Below are 19,758 nucleotides of genomic sequence, written 5' to 3' on the forward strand. Positions count from 1 at the left end.
ATGATTTTTAAGTCTATTCGACGGAGTCTTACATCTAGGGTTTAAATAAAGGGATTAGCCTTCGGCTGGAGGTACTTTTGTTTCGGCAAAAGTACCCAAAACCATTGTCATCCGCAAAACTCGTTCACTACCGTCAAATTATTCAAAGCATTGCAAAAACATTTTTGATTAGAAGTAGTCCTGTCTCAAACACTTGCGGATGACCTTACCGTGTATCATTCTTTTATTTGAATCGATACGGATCTACTGATGAAAATTGTGTGGAAAGATCCGTTAAAATAGCCTGCATTGTCAGGCTATTTTTTTATGGAAACAAACATGTCACAAGTCCAATGTCCATGTGGCAAAGGTGAGTATGCCAACTGTTGTCAGCCCTTACATGCGGGGCGTGAAAATGCACAGAGCGCAGAGCAGTTGATGCGTTCACGTTATAGTGCTTTTGCACAGCATGAGATTGATTATATTGTACAAACAACTGCGCTTGGACAGCAGCAAGCCTTAGATGTCAGTGCCATTGCAGCGTGGAGTCAGGCCAATCAGTGGTTAAAGCTTGAGGTTGTCCAAGCCCAAGAAAAACTCGATAAAAACCATGCTCAAGTTGAATTTAAAGCCCATTATCACGATGGGCAGCAAGCGCAGGTACATCATGAAATTTCACACTTTGTGAAGTTCGAGCAACGCTGGTATTTCCTTGATCCGACCACAGAGATGCAAATCACCATGAAGCAGCCGTGTATTTGTGGTTCTGGACGAAAATTTAAACAATGTTGTGCGCAATTTTTATAACATTTGAGCAGATTTAGCTTAGAATAGCGCGCATCTCAACCCTCAGTGGAAGAAGGGCGATGTTACTTACCGTTATTTATATTATCGCAATCACGGCAGAAGCAATGACAGGTGCATTGTCTGCGGGTCGGCGGAGTATGGACTGGTTTGGGGTAACATTGATTGCCTGTGTCACGGCACTGGGGGGCGGTTCGGTTCGTGATGTGCTACTTGGGCACTATCCACTGACGTGGGTTAAGCATCCTGAATATCTCATGCTGACCTGCTTTGCTGCATTTGTCACCATCCTGATTGCAAAGTGGATGCGTCATCTGCGTAATATCTTCTTGGTTCTCGATGCCTTGGGTCTCATTGGTTTTACCATCATTGGCTGTCAAATCGCTTTAGAAATGGGACATGGTTTTGTCGTTTCTGCGGTAGCAGGGGTACTAACGGGCGTCTCTGGCGGTATTTTACGAGACATCCTGTGTAACGATGTCCCGCTGGTGTTCCGTCGTGAACTTTATGCCAGTATTTCTTTTGTGTCCGTGATTTGTTATTGGCTCTGCATTGAGATTGGCTTATCGCTAGAATTAACCGTCATTGCGACGCTCATTTTCGGTTTCACCTTACGTCTGATCGCCATTTACTTTGGCTTAGAAATGCCTAAATTTATTTATAAAGATGATGATGATCAGTCAGTATCTTCAAAAGATTTGTCGTAGCCGCGTTGCTATAACATCACATTAAAATGCTAAAAAGACGGATCAATGGTCGGTCTTTTGCATGGATCTATACTAAAAAACGCAAAATCATACATCCTGTTGGGAAAGCAGTGTTCATCCTTCCACCAGTTCAGAGATCTTGTTATGGACTTAGTCTCACGTATACAACGCTTACCCATCGGTAAGTTTCACTACACTTTACTTTGGGTTATTGGCCTTGGCTGGATGTTTGACGCCATGGATACGGGGCTCATTTCCTTTATCTTAGCGAAAATGGCTGAAGATTGGGCCATGACGCCAAATGATAAAAGTTGGGTGGTCTCGATTGGTTTTGTTGGGATGGCGATTGGCGCGGTGTTTTCTGGAGGACTGGCAGATCGCTTCGGCCGAAAAACAGTGTTTGCATGGACATTGGTGATTTATAGCTTAGCCACCGCTGCATGTGCGTTTGCACCTAATCTAACTTGGTTGTTGGTATTTCGTTTTATTGTCGGCTTAGGTTTAGGGGGGCAACTCCCTGTCGCGGTGACTTTGGTCAGTGAATATATTCCGGCGCAAGTGCGTGGCCGTTTTATTGTCTTACTAGAAAGTTTTTGGGGACTAGGCTGGTTGGTTGCTGCATTGGTCTCACGCTTTATTATTCCTGATTTTGGTTGGCATGCAGCGTTTCTAATTGGCGGTATTCCTGCATTATATGCAATCGTGATTTGGAAAATGGTGCCCGAATCGGTGCCTTATTTAATCAACCGTGGACGTTTTGATGAAGCGCATGCATTGGTGAAAAAGATTGAAGCCAAATGTGGTGTGCAAGTTGTTGAAATTTTTGAGGTCAAACCGGTTGCAGAAAAGCACAACATCAGTTTTTCACAGTTGTGGTCAGGCATTTTTGCACGTCGTACTTTAATGCTCTGGCTCATTTGGTTCGGTATCGTCTTTTCTTACTATGGCATTTTTACGTGGTTACCAAGTTTATTGGTCAAAGAGGGCTACACCATTGTTCAATCCTTTGAATATGTCTTGGTCATGATTTTGGCACAATTGCCAGGTTATATTGCAGCGGCATGGTTGGTCGAAAAATTGGGTCGTAAAGCTACTTTGGCTGGCTTCATTGGGATGTGTGCCATTTCGGCATATTTCTTCGGTCAGTCTGGCAGTGTGACAGAGATTGTGATTTGGGGCTGTTTAATGTCTTTCTTTAATCTCGGTGCTTGGGGCGTACTTTATACCTATACACCAGAACAATATCCGGCCAATATTCGTGCCTTTGGTTCGGGCTGGGCGGGTGCCATTGGTCGGATCGGGGGCATTGCCGCGCCTTTTGCTGTGACACATATGATGGATATGGATCATGGTTTTAGCTATGTCTTTATGATGTTTACTGCAGTCTTAATTGCAGTTGCAGTGGTGATTTTGGTTTTAGGTGAGGAAACCAAAGGCAAAACTTTAGAATCCATTGGTCTATAGAGACTGTTGAATTTTTAGTTGATCATGGTGAATAAAATGGATATTTTTACGCCATAAGACACAATTTGTCGCAGAGTGTTAGATCATCCCCTTGTATAGGGGACACCTGCGACATAGCATAAGAACCCAATAAAGAACGAACAATTTAGGATTACAGGTTGTTATGACAAGCCTTGCGCATCATGCGACAGAAAACCGTTCCGTAGCAGAATTTACCGAACAAGCATATCTCAACTACGCCATGTACGTGATTATGGATCGTGCATTGCCACATATCAGTGATGGTCTAAAACCCGTTCAGCGTCGTATCGTCTATGCGATGAGTGAACTCGGGTTAAAGCCAACGGGTAAGCCAAAAAAATCTGCACGTACGGTTGGTGATGTACTGGGTAAATACCATCCTCACGGTGACTTAGCTTGTTATGAAGCCATGGTCCTCATGGCGCAGCCGTTTAGTTATCGCTATCCATTTATTGAAGGTCAGGGAAACTGGGGCTCACCAGATGATCCGAAATCCTTCGCAGCGATGCGATATACCGAAGCAAAACTGTCTGCTTATAGTGATTTATTATTGTCTGAGTTAGGACAAGGGACTTGTGATTGGCAGGATAACTTTGATGGTTCGATGAAAGAGCCAGTGAATTTACCGGCACGTATTCCAAATATTTTACTCAACGGCACAACGGGTATTGCAGTGGGTATGGCAACCGATATTCCACCGCACAACTTACGTGAAGTGGTGAAGGGCACCATCGCCTTAATTCGCAATCCAAACTTAACCGATGAAAAAGTCGCAGAATATATTCCTGCACCTGATTTGCCTACACGTGCGGAAATTATTACTTCTCCAGAAGAATTACTCAAAATTCAAACCACGGGTCGCGGTAGTTATCGAACTCGTGCGGTGTACAGTATTGAGAAAAATGAAATCGTGATTACGGAGCTGCCGTATCAGGTTTCAGGTTCGAAAGTGATCACGCAGATTGCAGATCAAATGCAGGCGAAGAAGTTGCCATTGGTCACGGACTTACGTGATGAGTCAGATCATAAAAACCCAACACGTTTAGTGATTGTCCTACGTTCAAACCGTATTGATGCTGAATCGGTGATGAGTCATCTATTTGCAACCACCGATCTAGAGTCGAGCTATCGTGTCAATATGAACATGATTGGCGCCGATGGTCGTCCGCAAGTGAAATCGATCCGCCGTATTTTGTTGGAATGGATTGAAATCCGTAAAAATACCGTAACACGTCGTTTGACTTATCATCTGAATAAAATTGAAAAACGGTTACATATACTTGCAGGCTTAATCATTGCCTATCTGAATATTGATGAAGTGATTCGTATTATTCGTGAAGAAGATCAGCCTAAACCGGTGTTGATGACGCATTTTAATATCGATGAAATTCAAGCCGAAGCGATTTTAGAACTCAAGTTACGTCATTTGGCAAAACTTGAAGAAATGGAAATGCGCCGTGAACAAGAAGAATTGGAAGCCAAAGCTGCCATTATTCGTGAACAATTGGCGAATCCTGAATCATTAAAAGCATTGATCATTAATGAACTGAAAGAAGATGCGAAGAAATTTGGTGATGACCGCCGTTCTCCAATTGTGAAACGTGCAGAAGCCCATGCGATTAATGAACAAGATATGCTTCCTGCAGATCCTGTGACTGTGGTGTTGTCTGAAGCGGGTTGGATTCGCTCGGCGAAAGGTCATGAAGTCGATGCTGAGAACTTAAATTTCCGTGCAGGTGACCAATATCTCAGCCATGCGCAAGGTAAATCAAATCAACGCGTTTATGTCTTAGATGATGCCGGTCGAAGCTATGCTTTGGGCATCAATACCTTGCCATCCGCGCGTGGTTTAGGTGAGCCTCTGAGTTCTAAACTTGCACCTGCAAGTGGGGTCGGCTTTAAACAAGTGTTTATTGCCGAAGATGAAACAGAAGTCTTGGCGATGAGTAGTAAAGGCTATGGCTTTAAAACCCAAGCCAAAAACCTCGATACCAATGCAAAAGCAGGTAAAGCCTTCCTTAGCTTGTCCGAAGGGGCGGCAGTTATGAATTTAACGGCGATTGAGAATGCAACACATCTTGCACTCCTCAGTTCTGCGGGGCGTTTGCTGTTGGTTGAACTTGATGAATTACCAGTATTGAATAAGGGTAAAGGTAATAAATTGATACAACTTGAGGCAAAAGATCAAATTGTATCCATGACAACTTTGAATTTAGATGAAATAATTCAAGTGCTTGCAGGAAATCAACAATTAAAGCTTAAAGGCGACGATCTGCAAAAATATGTGGGTAAACGTGCATCGAAAGGCGTGTTGTTACCACGTGGATATCAAAAAGCAAATAAACTGTTCATTCAAAGATAATACTAGCATCCATGGAACGAAATACGTTATATATGCTGTTATTCGTGAAATGGATGCAATATTAAGCACAAACAAGTTAAATAATGACCGCTTAATATTGAAAAAAAACAGTTGGATTATTAAGGATTACGACAGGAGAATTGGGCGTTATGGAAAAGATTTGGTTCGCTGAATACCAAAAGACAGGGATTCCAGAAACTGTAGAATTACCCGCAGAAAATACCTCATTGGTCGATATTTTTGAGCGTAATTTCCAGAAGTTTGGCTCAAGAGATGCCTTTATCTTTATGGATAAAGTCTTAACTTTTAAAGAACTTGATGAAGCTAGCCGTAAATTTGCAACTTATTTGCAAAGCTTAGGTTTGGCTAAAGGTTCACGCGTTGCAGTCATGATGCCGAACGTTCTTCAATATCCTGTTGTCGCATTGGGTGTATTCCGTGCTGGCTTGGTATTGGTCAACGTGAATCCACTGTATACCTCTCGTGAACTTGAGCATCAATTGAATGACTCTGGAACAGAAGCTCTTGTTATTATTGAAAACTTTGCATCTGTTTACCAAGCGATTATTGGTAAAACCCCAGTAAAACACGTGATCGTGGCATCTGTGGGTGACATGCTTGGTACGCTGAAAGGTACATTGGTTAACTTTGTATTACGTTCAGTACGTAAACAAATTCCAGCTTGGAACATTCCAGGTCATATTCGCTTTAATGCAGCAATGTCTAAAGTGAGTGCAAACAATTACAAACGTCCAAACTTAACTTTAAGTGATACTGCGGTACTTCAGTATACCGGTGGTACAACTGGCGTATCTAAAGGCGCAGAATTGACCCATCGTAACCTTGTGTCAAACATGTTGCAGTGTGATGGTATTTTCCAAAGTAAATTTGGTCAGAAAGATGGTCAGCCAGATGATCGTATCTTCTGTGCATTACCGCTGTATCACATCTTTGCATTTATGGTGTGCGCACTTTACGGTATGTACAAAGGTCAGGCGAACGTATTGATTCCTAACCCGCGTGATCTACCTGCGGTAATGAAAGAATTACGTAAATACCAACCTTCATTCTTCCCAGCAGTGAACACTTTGTTTAATGCTTTGGTGAACAATGAAGAGTTCAAGCAGCTTGACCATAGCAAGCTAAAAATGGCGATGGGTGGTGGTATGGCAGTACTTCCTTCGACGGCAGAAGCGTGGAAGAAAGTTACCGGTACCAATATTATCGAAGGTTATGGTTTATCAGAAACTTCACCTGTTGCAACCGCAAACCCTCCAGCATCAATGGAATTCAGCGGTACGATTGGTATTCCATTGCCACTGACTGAAGTTGCTATTTTAGATGATGATGGCAATGAAGTTGCTCAAGGTGAGCAAGGTGAAATTTCGATTCGTGGTCCTCAAGTCATGAAAGGCTATTGGAACCGTCCAGATGAAACTGCCAAAGTAATGACGGCGGACGGTTTCTTCCGTACAGGTGACATTGGTGTCATGGATCCACGCGGTTATGTGAAGATTGTAGACCGTAAAAAAGACATGATTTTGGTGTCTGGCTTCAACGTTTATCCTTCTGAAATTGAAGAAGTTGTTGCAAAACATCCAAAAGTGCTAGAAGTTGCTGCGATTGGTGTTCCTGATGAAAAATCAGGTGAAGTACCTAAATTATTCGTTGTGAAAAAAGATCCATCTTTAACGACTGAAGAAGTTTTGGCATTCGCAAAAGAAAACTTAACTGGCTATAAACGCCCACGTTATGTTGAATTTATGGATGAATTACCAAAATCAAACGTTGGTAAAATTCTACGTAAAGATTTGCGTAAAACCGCATAATACGATGCATAAAAAAAGCGCCTTCGGGCGCTTTTTTTATCGCTTTAAATTTAGCTCATTAAAGCTTGCCTTTATTCATCGACCAGCGATCAAAGTAGCGACGTCCTACTCCAAAAACACCTAAGAAAATAAACATCGCACCGAACTGACGACTAAAGCCGGATTGGTTATAGCTGCCATAGGTTAAAATATTGTCGACTAAACAATATAGTGCAATGACAATGACCCAATGCCAAAGGGGAAGTTGCTTGATGGAAACTGCATAGAATGCAATCCACATGATGACAAAGCTGAAAACAGTCGACCAGACATTTAAGTTGGCGCAGATCACAGCTAGTAAAAATGCAGTCACAGGAATGACGATTTTTAAGACACGATCGACGCGAAGCTGATGGCGTTTTTGCTCTTCAAGAACTTCAAATAATTGATCTCGATCAGAAGTGCTCATAGAGGATCCTTTCATCTGCCGATTATAAAAACACTATATTTAACAAAAATTATTCACGAAATGCCATGGTATTATAGCAGCCATAAAAATCTTCCTGAGAAAAAACACATGCACAGCATCAGTGGGATCATCTATCTCATTTTGGCCGCTTGTTTATTGCCATATGTATTTACATTTATTGCGAAGCGAGCTGCAGGTTTTAAGTCGAGTGATAATCAAAATCCACGTGAAGTTTTAGCGCGCTCTACAGGATTGGCGAGCCGCGCACATGCAGTGCAGCAAAATAGTTTTGAAAGTTTACCTTTATTTATTGCGGCTATTCTAATGGCTGAATACATGGTGATTCATCAGCAATACATCATGACCTTTGGGATTGCCTATCTCGTTTTACGCGTTATTTATGGGCTATGTTATTTAGCGAATTGGGCAACTTTACGTTCAATCATTTGGACCTTGTCGATGTTATGCCCAATTTGCCTGATGTTATTGGTCATTAAATTAAGCTAAATGTTCAGCTTGATGATTAAATTATCAGCATGATCGCTAAAATCACAAAAAAAGCGATAAAACCGTTATAATTGTGCCGGATTAAAAGATTTAACTTGTTTAAAGAGTGATGCTATGAGCTACAGCAATATCCCAGCGGGTAAAGATGCACCAAACGACATCTATGTCATTATTGAAATTCCTGCAAATGCAGCACCAATCAAATACGAAATCGATAAAGATTCTGATGCGTTATTTGTAGACCGTTTCATGGGTACTGCAATGTTCTACCCAGCGAACTATGGTTATGTTCCAAATACATTATCTTTGGATGGTGACCCATTAGACGTACTTGTGGTAACTCCACATCCAGTAGAGCCAGGTTCTGTAATTCGTTGCCGTCCTGTTGGTAAATTGAACATGGAAGATGACGGTGGTGTTGACGCAAAACTTGTTGCTGTTCCACACGACAAATTGACTCCGCTTTATAAAGATGTTCAAGAATATACCGATCTTCCTGCATTGTTGATCAATCAAATTGAGCATTTCTTCCAACACTACAAAGACTTAGAGCCTGGTAAATGGGTTAAGTTAAGTGGTTGGGAAGGTGCTGATGTTGCGAAACAAGAAGTACTGAGCTCAATTGAAGCTTACCAAGCTGCGAACAAATAATATTGTTTTAAGCTGAGCATCGCTTTTATATGAAAACGATGCTCATAAAAAAACCTGCACAGTGTGCAGGTTTTTTTTCGCTATCTTAGACTAGCTGCGAAATTAAAATAATTTCACAGGGATGTCTAAGAATACACGTAATTCATTGGTGTCAGCCATATATACGTCATTGTATGCTTGGTCTGCACGGTAGTGTGAATAACGTAAACGAAGGCTAGCATCTTTAGCAAAACCTGATTGAACAGTATATTTCACTTGGTTAAAGAATTCGCTTTCTTTAGCATCGTCTGATGTCTCTACACCATTTTTAATAGTTTTGATATCCCAGCCGTATACATAAGCAGTCGTCCAATTTAAACCTGGCACGCCGTAATCAGCAAAGTTTAAGTTGTATTGAATTTGTGCCGATTTCTCATGGTTACCAATAAAGTCAGAAAGGTACGAGTTGGCTACATAAATAGATTGCGCACCGTCAGCATTGCTACCATAGTCATAACCTGTGTTACCAGTGTTTTGTTGGTAAGCCAGCATGACTGAGTGAGCGCCTTGATTTAATGTACCTGCCAATGACCATAGATTGTTGCTTCGGCCATCTACATTTGTATCACCAAGTGATGAAGAATAGGTTGAAGCTGCTTTGTCCCATTCTGTGTGATAACCACTAAAGTCTAAATTTAAAGAGCGTTTTTCAGCTAACGGAATAGTGTAATTAGCATTAATGTAATGACGATCCAACGCATTTTTGCTATCTAAGCCATAGTAAGATGCATTAAGTTGGTCGTTAAACTTATATTTTGCACCCCAAACCACAGCACGATCTAGATCGTTACCGTCAGAATTAATTTGGTCTGAATATTGGTTTTTAGTGAATTTACCCGCAATAACTTCTAGATTTTCAACTTCATGGCTTGTCGCTAAAACGCCTGTGAAGTATTCAGGTACCATACGTGCTGTATTAGATGCAAGCACTGGAATATCAAGAACTTGGGTACCGTATTCAACAGTAGTATTTGATACTCGAGCTTTAACACTTGCGCCACCACGTGCCCAGTGATCATACGCTGAGCCGTCGTTATGTTGTGGAATCATGCCATTACCAGCATGTTTGTTTTCACCGATTTTAAATGAACCATCGCCTACAACATTGGCACCAAAGCCAACAACACCTTGAGTGAAGCCTGACTCTAATTTCACGATTGCTGATTGTGCAAAAGAACTTGTATCGTCACCGCGATTTACATCTTGTTTATCGCGTTTAATGTAACCTGTACGGAACAATACAGAGCCTTCGGCATCTTCCACAAAGCCTTTAGATTCGCTTTGTTCGCTAGCAAAAGCAGTAGAAATAAGAGCAGCGTTTACTAATACTGCAAGTGTTAGTTGTTGAGCTTTAAGCATTGGGAGAGAGCCTCATGCAAATTTGGTTAATATGTAGTGCGATTGTATATTTTTTCTTAAAAAAATCACTATTTTTAATGCGCTTATTACACTAAAGTTAGAAAACATTCAGACAATCGGTCAATCTGTAATAAGCAAATGTTTCGTATGTTATTGTTGTTTAACAAATAGTTTATTTAAATTGAATATATATTAATCTAAAGAGAAGTTTATTCATTGCTTATCATAAAAAAATATAAAAAATGGTAAAAACTTTCATTTAACTTGCTGATTTATCATTACTCTTCGCGACAATTTGTGCTGAATTTAAATTGGTATTTTGATCAAAAAGTATAAAAACTGCTGAGGTGCATGGCATCTATATTCAGGCACAGTAAGCACCGTTGGCGTGTTTTTTGTAAATAGAGAATGACTTTTAGCGAAGTCGTCAGAAATGTTTTCCTTAAAAATCTAGCTTAATAAAAGATGATATTAATCGTGATAAATACATATAAATGAAAACATTAAATCATTGTTAAAGACTTGAACGTTATAAAAGATATTTTATGAATCAAAAGCTTGGTTTTTACTGTTTTATATAATCTTACCTTTGTTTTTAAATGATTTAATTTATCAAAATAAGAAAAAAGGGGCTATACAGTGCGGTAAAATCGATTAAAATCGGCGCTAAATTTTACTCAACCCAATCCACGATCGATCCGATGTGGGGACTAAACATGATTCAATTTTATAAAAAAGCAATTTTAAGTATTTTAGTGACCCTAGGTACAGTCCCTGTATTTGCAGAACAAACTGAGCAAGCTACAACGGCACAAGGGAATTGGTCTGGAAGTGTGGGCGTGGTAAACAAATATGTGTACCGTGCGAGTGAAGAAAATGATCAAGCAGCATTACAAGCCGGACTTGAATATGCACACAACAGTGGGCTGTTCGCGGGTTATTGGGGTTCTACACTCAACTATGACCCTACGGACGATAGTCAGTCACATGGTTTTGAACATGATTTCTATGTCGGATATGGACGTGAAGTGAATGAAGATTGGAGCTATAAGTCACAAGTGATGGCTTATGTCTATCAAGGTGGCGGTTCAGTGTATAACGATGACCGATCTGAAAAGCGTCGCACGACGGGCGTCGAATTTATTCAGGACATTAGTTATAAAGATTTAACTGCAAGCATGGCTGTATTGTTGTCTGATGTTAATTATGGCAACGCAGGTGATGTATATCTGAATGCTGCTTATAGCTATGCATTACCTTATGATGTTTCATTAAATTCATCGCTCGGCGTTTCTGTTTTTAATGACAGTCGTGATGACAGCCTATTAACAACCACAGAAGATGTGGTGTTCACTGAAGCACGTTTAGGCTTGAGTAAGCCGATTGCTGATACTGGATTTGAAATTGCTGCTGACTATGTATGGGGCGGTAAAGATCGTGAAGGTGAGCAATTAGACGATAACGTTGTGGTTGGATTGACCTATTCTTTCTAACATTAACGAGTTGATCGTATTCGGTCATATTCTTGAAAGTGCATAATGGTGATTGTGCACTTTTTTTATGCATTTTTGAGATCGGTGTTGAAAAAATATACTCAAAAAAGCGCATTTTTAAAATCCTATTACAACTATCAACCCGAAGATTTAAATAATCTAAATAGATGAAAATCTGCATTCTAAAATAAATTAAAGAGAAAAAAGGTCAAATAGAATAATTAAAAAATAATAAATAAAAACAGTAATATATTGGTTTTTGATAAACCAAAATGGTGGCTATTATAAAAAAAATATGCGCTTATTTTTAAACATGGCACAGCGCTTGCTAATACCTCATTGAGTTCAACGAAATAACCAAAAAATACGTCGTCGCACGATGTGGGGGAACAAACCATGAAATTTGCACTTAAAGCTTTATCAATCGCTGTACTAGGAGCAGCATCGACGTTTACATTTGCTGAAGCACCTGCTTCAGAGCATTCTGTATCTGGAAATATCGGCGTACTGTCTAGCTATAATTTACGTGGTATTACCAATGTGCCTGAAAATAAAGATGTGACAATCCAAGGTGGTTTGGATTATAGCCATGCATCAGGCTTCTATGCAGGTTGGTGGGGTTCAACATTAAACTATGGTGATGACCCGAATGGTTTTGAAAATGATTTTTATGCGGGCTATAACGGTTCAATTAATGATGATCTTGGTTACACAGCAGGTCTAACTTACTACTATTACTATGATATTGATACAAGTGATGCAAACGGTTTAGAAACAATGCTTGGGCTAAGCTATAAAGATTTTGGCTTAACAGCGCAAACTTTGCTTGAAGATGTTTCATGGGGTAATGCAGGTGATACTTATATCAAAGCATCATATAGCTATGCACTTCCTAAAGACTTCAGTCTAGATACCGCGCTTGGTTTATATGCATATCAAGATTCAGGTGATTTTGAAGATATTTTAGGAACAACAGAAAGCTTTGGTTTCCGTCACTTTGATATTGGTCTAAGCAAGCCTTTAGCAGATACAGGTGTTACCGCAAGCATGAATTACACAGTTGGTGGTTATGACCGTGCGGATGAAAAACAAAAGAATAAAGTCGTATTTGGTTTGAAATACGAATTCTAATGTTAAAAAGCATTAAAAATGGCGACCTTAGGTCGCCATTTTTTTAAGCATTGAGTTGGCTTCGATAGGACAGCGCTTCAGAAACGTGTTGAGCTTGAATGTGTTCACTTTGAGCCAAGTCGGCAATGGTTCTGGCAACACGTAACACCCGATGATAGGCACGCGCAGATAAATTCATTCTCTGCTGGGCTAACTGTAAAATATTCTGTGCAGTAGCATCCAAAACTGCTTGTTGCTCCAATTGCGTCGGCGTCAGTGCCATATTGGATTTTTGCTGGCGATCTATTTGTAACTCATAGGCACGAATGACACGATGCCTAACCGTACTTGAGCTTTCAACCTCTTGCGAACTTTGTAATTCATGCGCTGCTAGTGGCGGGACATCTATATGTAAATCAATACGATCTAATAATGGACCTGAAATACGGTTTTGATAGCGTTTAATACTTTCAGCACTACATTGACAGCGGCAGTCTTGGTTAAAGGCATAGCCACATGGGCAAGGATTCATTGCTGCGATCAATTGAAAATTCGCAGGGAAGGTGATTTGACGAGAAGCCCGTGAAATCACAATTTCTTTGGATTCGAGTGGTTGCCGTAATACCTCCAACACCTTTCGATCAAATTCAGGCAGCTCATCTAAAAATAAAACTCCTAAATGTGCCAAGGTGATTTCACCCGGTTTAGGATTTGATCCGCCTCCGACGAGGGCGATCGCAGACGCAGTATGGTGCGGCGCACGAAATGGACGCTGCCCAAAATGATGATTTGCACCTGCAATGGAATAAATACTCGCGACTTGCAAATTTTCTTGCATATCTAAGGGCGGAAGAATGCTGGCTAAACGCGAGGCGAGTAGAGTTTTACCTGTGCCTGGAGGGCCACGAAATAGCAGGGAATGACCGCCAGCCGCCGCAATTTCTAAAGCACGACGTGGTCTCAGTTGACCTTTCACATCAGATAAATCAAAGGGATAACTGTGTTGATTGGCTGACGATGTCGAGGGGTGGCTGCTGATTAAGGCTGAACGACTCAAATGTTCACATACATCCTTAAGATGCTGAGCAGGAAAGACTTGGAACTCCGGCAGTTGCGCCGCTTCATCGGCATTGAGTGCCGGTAGAATCAGATGATGCCCGATATGCTGACAGGCAATGGCTATACTTAAGATGCCACTGACAGGTCGTAAATAACCATCAAGTGCCAATTCTCCAATAAATTCAAAACCATCTGCTGCATTTTCAGGAAGTTGTCCCGACGCGATCAGAATCCCTAAAGCAATGGCGAGATCTAAACGTGAACCATCTTTGGGTAAATCTGCGGGTGCTAGATTAATGGTCAGACGTTTGGTCGGAAACTGAAAGCCGCTATTAATAATCGCAGAGCGGACACGGTCTTTACTTTCACGGACGGCGGCCTCAGGTAGGCCCACAATGGTCAATGACGGTAGGCCTTGGCTGACATGAACTTCAACTTCAATTTGGGGTGCATTTAAGCCGAGCAAACCCCGAGTATAGATTTTGGCAAAAGACATATTATTGTTCCGTTATGGTGCATTATTTTTAATCGTTATGCGTCTTTTGTTGCACTAAAAAGGTGCTTATTTTTTGTTCTGAATTTTTTGTTCGAGTTCTTCGACGTGTTTCAACAATTCATTTAAACGTAAATTGGCATTATTCAGTGCAGTACGTTGGCGTTCGATTTCTTCTTTCGACACGAGATCCATTTTGCTCACAGCTTCATTGAGTAAGCTGCGAAGATTATGTTCGACGTCTTTTTTCGGCTGATCGATTTGTTCTAATATCGCTTGTAATAAGGTTTCAATCATTGTTTTGACCATCCTCAGTGAATTGGTGGCAGCAGTTTAACATCGCCACATTCATGACCATAGTGCTTTTATTTAAATATGCGTTTAATCGATCAGTAAAATCGTAATTCTTCTAGTAAAAACGTCTATTTTTATAAGCATACGCAAGATTATCCGTATAAAATAGGTTATAAAGAAATCTCATGCTGGGCTGACTATTTTCCCCCGACTGTAGTCATATTGGCATGAAAATTGAACATAAAACCTTACAGGTGAAATAAGCCGAAGGAAAACAAAACATGAAGCTCGTAACTGCAATTGTAAAACCTTTTAAATTAGATGACGTGCGTGAAGCACTCTCTGAAAATGGTGTTCAAGGGATCACTGTCACTGAAGTTAAAGGCTTCGGTCGCCAGAAAGGTCACACTGAACTTTATCGTGGTGCTGAATATGTGGTTGATTTCTTACCAAAAGTAAAAATCGAAATCGCAATCAGTGATGAAATGGTCGATACCGTAATTGAATCAATTACTCGTGTTGCAAGCACAGGAAAAATTGGCGACGGTAAAATTTTTGTAAGCAATCTGGAACAAGTCATCCGTATCCGTACTGGTGAAACAGGTGCAGATGCCGTTTAAAAAATTGGCATGAAGTTTGCTGAGTAGCTAATAACTCAGAAAATCAGGTCGGGGGATACGAATGAAAAAAATGCTAATTGCACTCGGCTTGTCCAGTGCACTTTTAGGTGGTTCTGTTGCGTGGGCTGAAGAAAGCGCAACAGCACCTACAGAAGAAGTCACAGTAGTTGATACTGCAAATACAACAACGCTAAATACAACAGAAGCTGCAGTTCCAGTTGAAGCAGCGCCAGCACCTGCAGAACCAGCACCTACAGAAGAAGAACCTAAGCTCGATACAGGTGATACAGCATGGATTTTAGTATCCACTGCACTTGTTCTACTTATGACAATTCCCGGTTTAGCATTGTTTTACGGCGGTATGGTCCGTAAGAAAAATGTACTCAGCACCATGGCACACAGTTTCGTTGCGGCAGGTGTCGTGAGCTTAACGTGGGTGATTGTGGGTTATACCTTAGCATTTGGTGAAGGTAATGCCTTTATTGGTAGCTTAGACAAATTTATGTTGTCGGGTATCACCACAGAAGCCTTGTCCGGTACGATTCCAGAGATTCTTTTTGTTATTTTCCAAATGACATTTGCCATCATTACCGTTGCCATTATTAGCGGTTCGATTGCAGAACGTATGAAATTCGGTGCTTTCGTTGCGTTCATCGCAATTTGGAGTATCGTGGTTTATGCACCAATTACCCACTGGGTATGGGGCGGTGGTTGGTTAGGTAACGACGGTGCGCTTGATTTTGCGGGTGGTACGGTTGTTCACATCAACTCAGGTGTTGCGGGTCTCGTTGCAGCGTACATGCTTGGTAAACGTATGGGGCTTGGCCGTGAATCTATGGCACCACATAATCTAACGCTAACTGTCATCGGTGCAAGCCTTGTATGGGTAGGTTGGTTCGGTTTCAACGGTGGTTCTGCACTAGGTGCAAATGGTTCCGCTGGTTATGCATTGGTGGTAACACAAGTTGCAGCAGCAGCAGCAGCAGTGGCATGGTTAATTACTGAAAAAGTGGTTCGTGGTAAAGCGTCTGTCTTGGGCGGTGCTTCTGGTGCAGTAGCAGGTCTTGTGGTGATTACACCTGCGGCAGGTTTCGTAACAGTTGGTGGTGCTTTAGCGATGGGTCTGATCGGTGGTGTGGTTTGCTTCTGGGGGATTACTGCGCTGAAACGTGCGTTGAAAGCGGATGACTCTTTGGATGCGTTTGGTCTACATGGTGTCGGTGGTATCGTGGGTGCGATCCTTACAGCATTCTTTGCCAGCGAATTCATCATGGGTGATAAAGCACCGAGCGACTTAATGCATCAATTATGGGTTCAAGTCGAAGGCGTACTAGCGACTATTGCTTACTCAGCAGTGATGACATTCATTATCTTGAAAGTGATTGATCTAGTGATTGGCATCCGTGTTGAAGCTGATGACGAACGTATGGGTCTAGACTTAAGTCAACATGGTGAACGTGTAGAATAATAAGATCACAGTAAATCAATATATTGTGTAAAACAGCCCGAAAGGGCTGTTTTTTTTCCATATCTAGCGTAAAGCTCTACAAATTTCAAAATTTTTGCTACACTCTAAATCCATTCGGATTTGTTCAATTTAACCGCTATGCATTGTCCATTTTGCAACGCTGAAGACAGTAAAGTGATTGACTCACGTCTTGCTGCTGAAGGCTGTCAGATACGCCGCCGCCGTGAATGTATTAGTTGCGGTGAACGTTTTACAACTTTTGAAAGCTATGAAGTGGTGATGCCGCGTGTCATCAAGTCTGATTCAAAGAGCGAACCTTTTGATGAAGCCAAGCTCCGCCGCTCGCTCATGCATGCCTTGCAAAAGCGTCCAGTAACGCAAGAGCAAATTGAAACGGTACTCAGTGATATTCAATTGCAAATTCGCCGTTTGGGTGAACGTGACGTGAAATCACGCACCATTGGTGAAATTGTCATGCAGTCTTTGTTTGCTTTAGATCATGTGGCTTATGTACGTTTTGCTTCTGTGTATCAAGACTTCCAAGATGTAGAAGCTTTTCGTCGTCAAATTGAACAAATGCAGCAGCGTGAGCACTAATGCACATCTGCTTCCATTTTTATCATGAGTGATTACATGTCTGAGTTAGATCAAGTGACTTTGCAGCAGCATCAACAGTGGATGCGGCGTGCAATTGCATTGGCACAGCAGGGGCAATACAGCACTCGTCCCAATCCCAATGTGGGCTGTGTGATTGTCAAAGATGGTCAATTGGTTGGTGAAGGCTTTCATCCCAAAGCGGGTCAGCCGCATGCAGAAGTCTTTGCAATGCGTGATGCAGGTGAGTCCGCACGTGGCGCAACCGCTTATGTGACTTTGGAGCCTTGCGCACACTATGGACGTACGCCACCTTGTGCCAAAGGCTTGGTGGAAGCAGGTGTTGCTCAAGTCGTTGTGGCCTGTCCCGATCCGAATCCATTGGTTGCGGGTAAAGGTGTACAAATCCTACGTGATGCTGGCATTGAAGTGATTACGGGTATTTGTGAAGCAGAAGCGCATCAATTGAACTTGGGCTTTTTAAAAGCCATGGCGACGGGCATGCCTTATGTCCGCCTCAAAGTCGCATCGAGCCTTGATGGACGCACAGCGATGGCCTCGGGTGAGTCTAAATGGATTACCGGTGCAATGGCGCGACAAGATGTACAACATTGGCGTGCGATATCAGGTGCTGTGATTACTGGGATTGAAACAGTATTAGCAGATGATTGCTTACTCAACGTACGTCAACTCGATGATGCTGTTGATATGCGAAGCGTGGTTCAGCCGAAACGTATCGTGCTAGATCGCCAAGGCCGCTTGCCATTAAGCGCAAAAATATTGCAGCAACCTGAAACCGTGATGGTCATGGGGCCATATCGTCAGGAACTTGCTGACTTGGGCGTGGTACAATTTGAAATTCAGCCTTTGGTCGATCTGTTAGCAGCATGCGTTCAACAGTTCCAAATTTATGATGTCCTTGTGGAAGCCGGTGCGACACTTTCGACCGCTTTCTTACAAGAACATTTGATCGATGAAATGATCAGTTATGTTGCACCGACCTTGTTGGGTCAGTCAGCACGTGCGATGTTTAATGCGGAATTTGACCGCATGGCAGAGCAGCTTCGATTTAAGCTGAAAGATGTCACTCAATTGGGTGATGACATTCGCTTAAGGTTAATCCCTTCTCAAGAGACGCTATGAATTCAGAGTCTACGGTTTATCACAAACGTCGTCATGCGGCTCGTACCACAGACGAATATCTTTTCCATCAGTTGGTTCCTTATTTGGGAAACAAACGCCGCCTATTACATCTGATTTTAGAAGCACTTGAGCAAACGGGAACCTTAAAACGCGAAGATGGTCGTGCGCCGATATTTGCAGACTTTTTTGCAGGTTCGGGTGTGGTATCACGGTTGGCTCGTCAAAACGGCTATCGTGTTATTGCCAATGACTGGGAACCCTACAGCCATGCCTTGAACAGCGCGATTCTCTCTTGCGTTGAAGCACCTGCTTTTAAAGAGTTGGGTGGCTATCAGAAAGCGATTGATTATCTGAACCGTTTGCCAGAAGTTAAAGGTTGGGTGACCCATAACTTGTGTCCACGTAATGATGAAATCTACGATCCTGCACGTGACCGTTTATTCTTTAAACGTCGTAACGGCATGCGCATCGATGCGATTCGTCAGCAAATTGCAACTTGGCAAGCTCAAGGCGCAATTGATGATGTGGAAATGAGTGCTTTATTAGCACCGTTATTGTATTCAGCAAGTTTTGTCAGCAATACCAGCGGTGTATTTAAAAGCTTCCATCATGGTTGGGGCGGTAAAACCCAAGCGGCCTTGGATCGTATCGGTTCTTTGTTATGGCTGACTCCAAGTCGTTTTTGTGAAATTGGTGATCCGAAAAAACCCGCCGCTGAAATGTGGTGTGTCGACGCACAGCATTTGGCTAATCAAATGAGTGGCTTTGAAGTGGATGTGGCTTATCTCGATCCACCGTATAACCAGCACGCTTACAGCAGTAACTACCATGTGTTGAATGCTTTAACGTTATGGGATCAGGTGGATTTACCAACACCAGACACCAAGGGTTTTAAGAGCGGAATCGATCGTGCATGGCGTAAAGAACGTCCAAGTCCATATAATTCTTCGAAGCATGCGAAAGAAGCTTATGAAAAATTATTAGAAACCATCAATGCACGTTACATCCTGACGAGCTATTCAACCGATGGTAATATCAGCGCCACAGATTTGTTACAAGCCAATTTAAAACGTGGCCGAGTAAGCTTATTGACGCAAGATGTACCACGTTACCGCGTGAGTAAGCAGCGTCAGTCTGAACGTGCACGCGTACTAGAGTTTATTGTCATCACGGATACGCATGCCAAATCAGGTCCACCAATCCGTCAGTTGTTGAGTCAATTGCACCATTTTGCAGAATTAGGTGGTGTCGATACCTCTGGCGTGAGCACGCAACTTGATTTGTGGTAAAAATCATCGCCCCATATTTTTCAGG

The 19,758-nt window shown here is 41.9% G+C and carries 18 protein-coding genes; 14 read left to right on the plus strand and 4 right to left on the minus strand.

From position 1 onward, the window contains the following. Window positions 1-318 precede the first annotated feature (318 nt). The 5 genes from FTT94_RS02445 to FTT94_RS02465 all read left to right on the plus strand — a co-directional run bounded on the left by FTT94_RS02445 (window position 319) and on the right by FTT94_RS02465 (window position 7,166). On the plus strand, window positions 319-786 hold the full coding sequence (locus FTT94_RS02445; RefSeq protein ID WP_168378244.1) for a YchJ family protein: 468 nt from the start codon (window positions 319-321) through the stop codon (window positions 784-786). Between the two features lie 59 nt (window positions 787-845). Continuing rightward, window positions 846-1,490 (plus strand): trimeric intracellular cation channel family protein, encoded by a 645-nt coding sequence (locus FTT94_RS02450; protein WP_078189475.1) that lies wholly within the window; start codon window positions 846-848, stop codon window positions 1,488-1,490. A gap of 144 nt (window positions 1,491-1,634) precedes the next feature. Then, window positions 1,635-2,954, plus strand: a complete 1,320-nt coding sequence (locus FTT94_RS02455) for an MFS transporter (RefSeq protein WP_180005205.1) — start codon at window positions 1,635-1,637, stop codon at window positions 2,952-2,954. 163 nt (window positions 2,955-3,117) lie between these two features. Next, a complete protein-coding gene (gene parC / locus FTT94_RS02460; protein WP_180170177.1) occupies window positions 3,118-5,337 on the plus strand; it encodes a DNA topoisomerase IV subunit A in 2,220 nt (739 codons plus the stop codon). A gap of 149 nt (window positions 5,338-5,486) precedes the next feature. Continuing rightward, complete coding sequence (locus tag FTT94_RS02465; RefSeq protein WP_168378241.1) at window positions 5,487-7,166, plus strand: long-chain-fatty-acid--CoA ligase; 1,680 nt, start codon at window positions 5,487-5,489, stop codon at window positions 7,164-7,166. Between the two features lie 58 nt (window positions 7,167-7,224). Here FTT94_RS02465 and FTT94_RS02470 read toward each other — a convergent pair whose 3' ends face one another. Then, on the minus strand, window positions 7,225-7,614 hold the full coding sequence (locus FTT94_RS02470; RefSeq protein ID WP_180088837.1) for a hypothetical protein: 390 nt from the start codon (window positions 7,612-7,614) through the stop codon (window positions 7,225-7,227). Between the two features lie 108 nt (window positions 7,615-7,722). Between FTT94_RS02470 and FTT94_RS02475 the strand changes: the two genes are divergently transcribed. Together FTT94_RS02475 and ppa are read left to right on the plus strand one after the other, a co-directional pair. After that, on the plus strand, window positions 7,723-8,121 hold the full coding sequence (locus tag FTT94_RS02475; RefSeq protein ID WP_078189470.1) for an MAPEG family protein: 399 nt from the start codon (window positions 7,723-7,725) through the stop codon (window positions 8,119-8,121). A 114-nt stretch (window positions 8,122-8,235) separates the two neighbouring features. Then, window positions 8,236-8,772 carry an inorganic diphosphatase gene (ppa, locus tag FTT94_RS02480; RefSeq protein WP_168378239.1) on the plus strand — a complete coding sequence of 179 codons (537 nt, stop codon included), beginning with the start codon at window positions 8,236-8,238 and terminating at the stop codon, window positions 8,770-8,772. A 102-nt stretch (window positions 8,773-8,874) separates the two neighbouring features. Here the strand turns inward: ppa and FTT94_RS02485 are convergent, their stop codons facing one another. Beyond that, window positions 8,875-10,170, minus strand: a complete 1,296-nt coding sequence (locus FTT94_RS02485) for an OprD family outer membrane porin (RefSeq protein ID WP_168378238.1) — start codon at window positions 10,168-10,170, stop codon at window positions 8,875-8,877. A 716-nt stretch (window positions 10,171-10,886) separates the two neighbouring features. Here FTT94_RS02485 and FTT94_RS02490 point away from each other — a divergent pair. Both FTT94_RS02490 and FTT94_RS02495 read left to right on the plus strand, forming a co-directional pair. Next, entirely contained in the window at window positions 10,887-11,663 is a 777-nt protein-coding gene (locus tag FTT94_RS02490) for a TorF family putative porin (RefSeq protein WP_180170178.1), read from the plus strand. 396 nt (window positions 11,664-12,059) lie between these two features. Continuing rightward, complete coding sequence (locus tag FTT94_RS02495; RefSeq protein ID WP_180170179.1) at window positions 12,060-12,794, plus strand: TorF family putative porin; 735 nt, start codon at window positions 12,060-12,062, stop codon at window positions 12,792-12,794. A gap of 43 nt (window positions 12,795-12,837) precedes the next feature. Here FTT94_RS02495 and FTT94_RS02500 read toward each other — a convergent pair whose 3' ends face one another. Both FTT94_RS02500 and FTT94_RS02505 read right to left on the minus strand, forming a co-directional pair. Beyond that, a complete protein-coding gene (locus FTT94_RS02500; RefSeq protein WP_180170180.1) occupies window positions 12,838-14,328 on the minus strand; it encodes a YifB family Mg chelatase-like AAA ATPase in 1,491 nt (496 codons plus the stop codon). Between the two features lie 66 nt (window positions 14,329-14,394). Then, entirely contained in the window at window positions 14,395-14,622 is a 228-nt protein-coding gene (locus tag FTT94_RS02505; RefSeq protein ID WP_078189551.1) for an accessory factor UbiK family protein, read from the minus strand. 278 nt (window positions 14,623-14,900) lie between these two features. On the opposite strand from FTT94_RS02505, the gene glnK reads away from it, so the two are divergent. The 5 genes from glnK to FTT94_RS02530 all read left to right on the plus strand — a co-directional run bounded on the left by glnK (window position 14,901) and on the right by FTT94_RS02530 (window position 19,733). Next, entirely contained in the window at window positions 14,901-15,239 is a 339-nt protein-coding gene (glnK, locus tag FTT94_RS02510; protein WP_067763174.1) for a P-II family nitrogen regulator, read from the plus strand. A 61-nt stretch (window positions 15,240-15,300) separates the two neighbouring features. Next, complete coding sequence (locus FTT94_RS02515) at window positions 15,301-16,707, plus strand: ammonium transporter (RefSeq protein ID WP_180062768.1); 1,407 nt, start codon at window positions 15,301-15,303, stop codon at window positions 16,705-16,707. A 138-nt stretch (window positions 16,708-16,845) separates the two neighbouring features. Further along, window positions 16,846-17,304 carry a transcriptional regulator NrdR gene (nrdR, locus tag FTT94_RS02520; protein WP_067763170.1) on the plus strand — a complete coding sequence of 153 codons (459 nt, stop codon included), beginning with the start codon at window positions 16,846-16,848 and terminating at the stop codon, window positions 17,302-17,304. Between the two features lie 36 nt (window positions 17,305-17,340). Next, window positions 17,341-18,444, plus strand: a complete 1,104-nt coding sequence (gene ribD / locus FTT94_RS02525; protein ID WP_180170181.1) for a bifunctional diaminohydroxyphosphoribosylaminopyrimidine deaminase/5-amino-6-(5-phosphoribosylamino)uracil reductase RibD — start codon at window positions 17,341-17,343, stop codon at window positions 18,442-18,444. After that, entirely contained in the window at window positions 18,441-19,733 is a 1,293-nt protein-coding gene (locus FTT94_RS02530; RefSeq protein ID WP_078189462.1) for a DNA adenine methylase, read from the plus strand. The genes ribD and FTT94_RS02530 overlap by 4 nt, the downstream gene beginning before the upstream one ends. Window positions 19,734-19,758: the final 25 nt, after the last annotated feature.

Origin of the sequence: Acinetobacter sp. YH12027, from assembly GCF_013420085.1 — a bacterium.
Lineage (GTDB): Bacteria > Pseudomonadota > Gammaproteobacteria > Pseudomonadales > Moraxellaceae > Acinetobacter > Acinetobacter amyesii.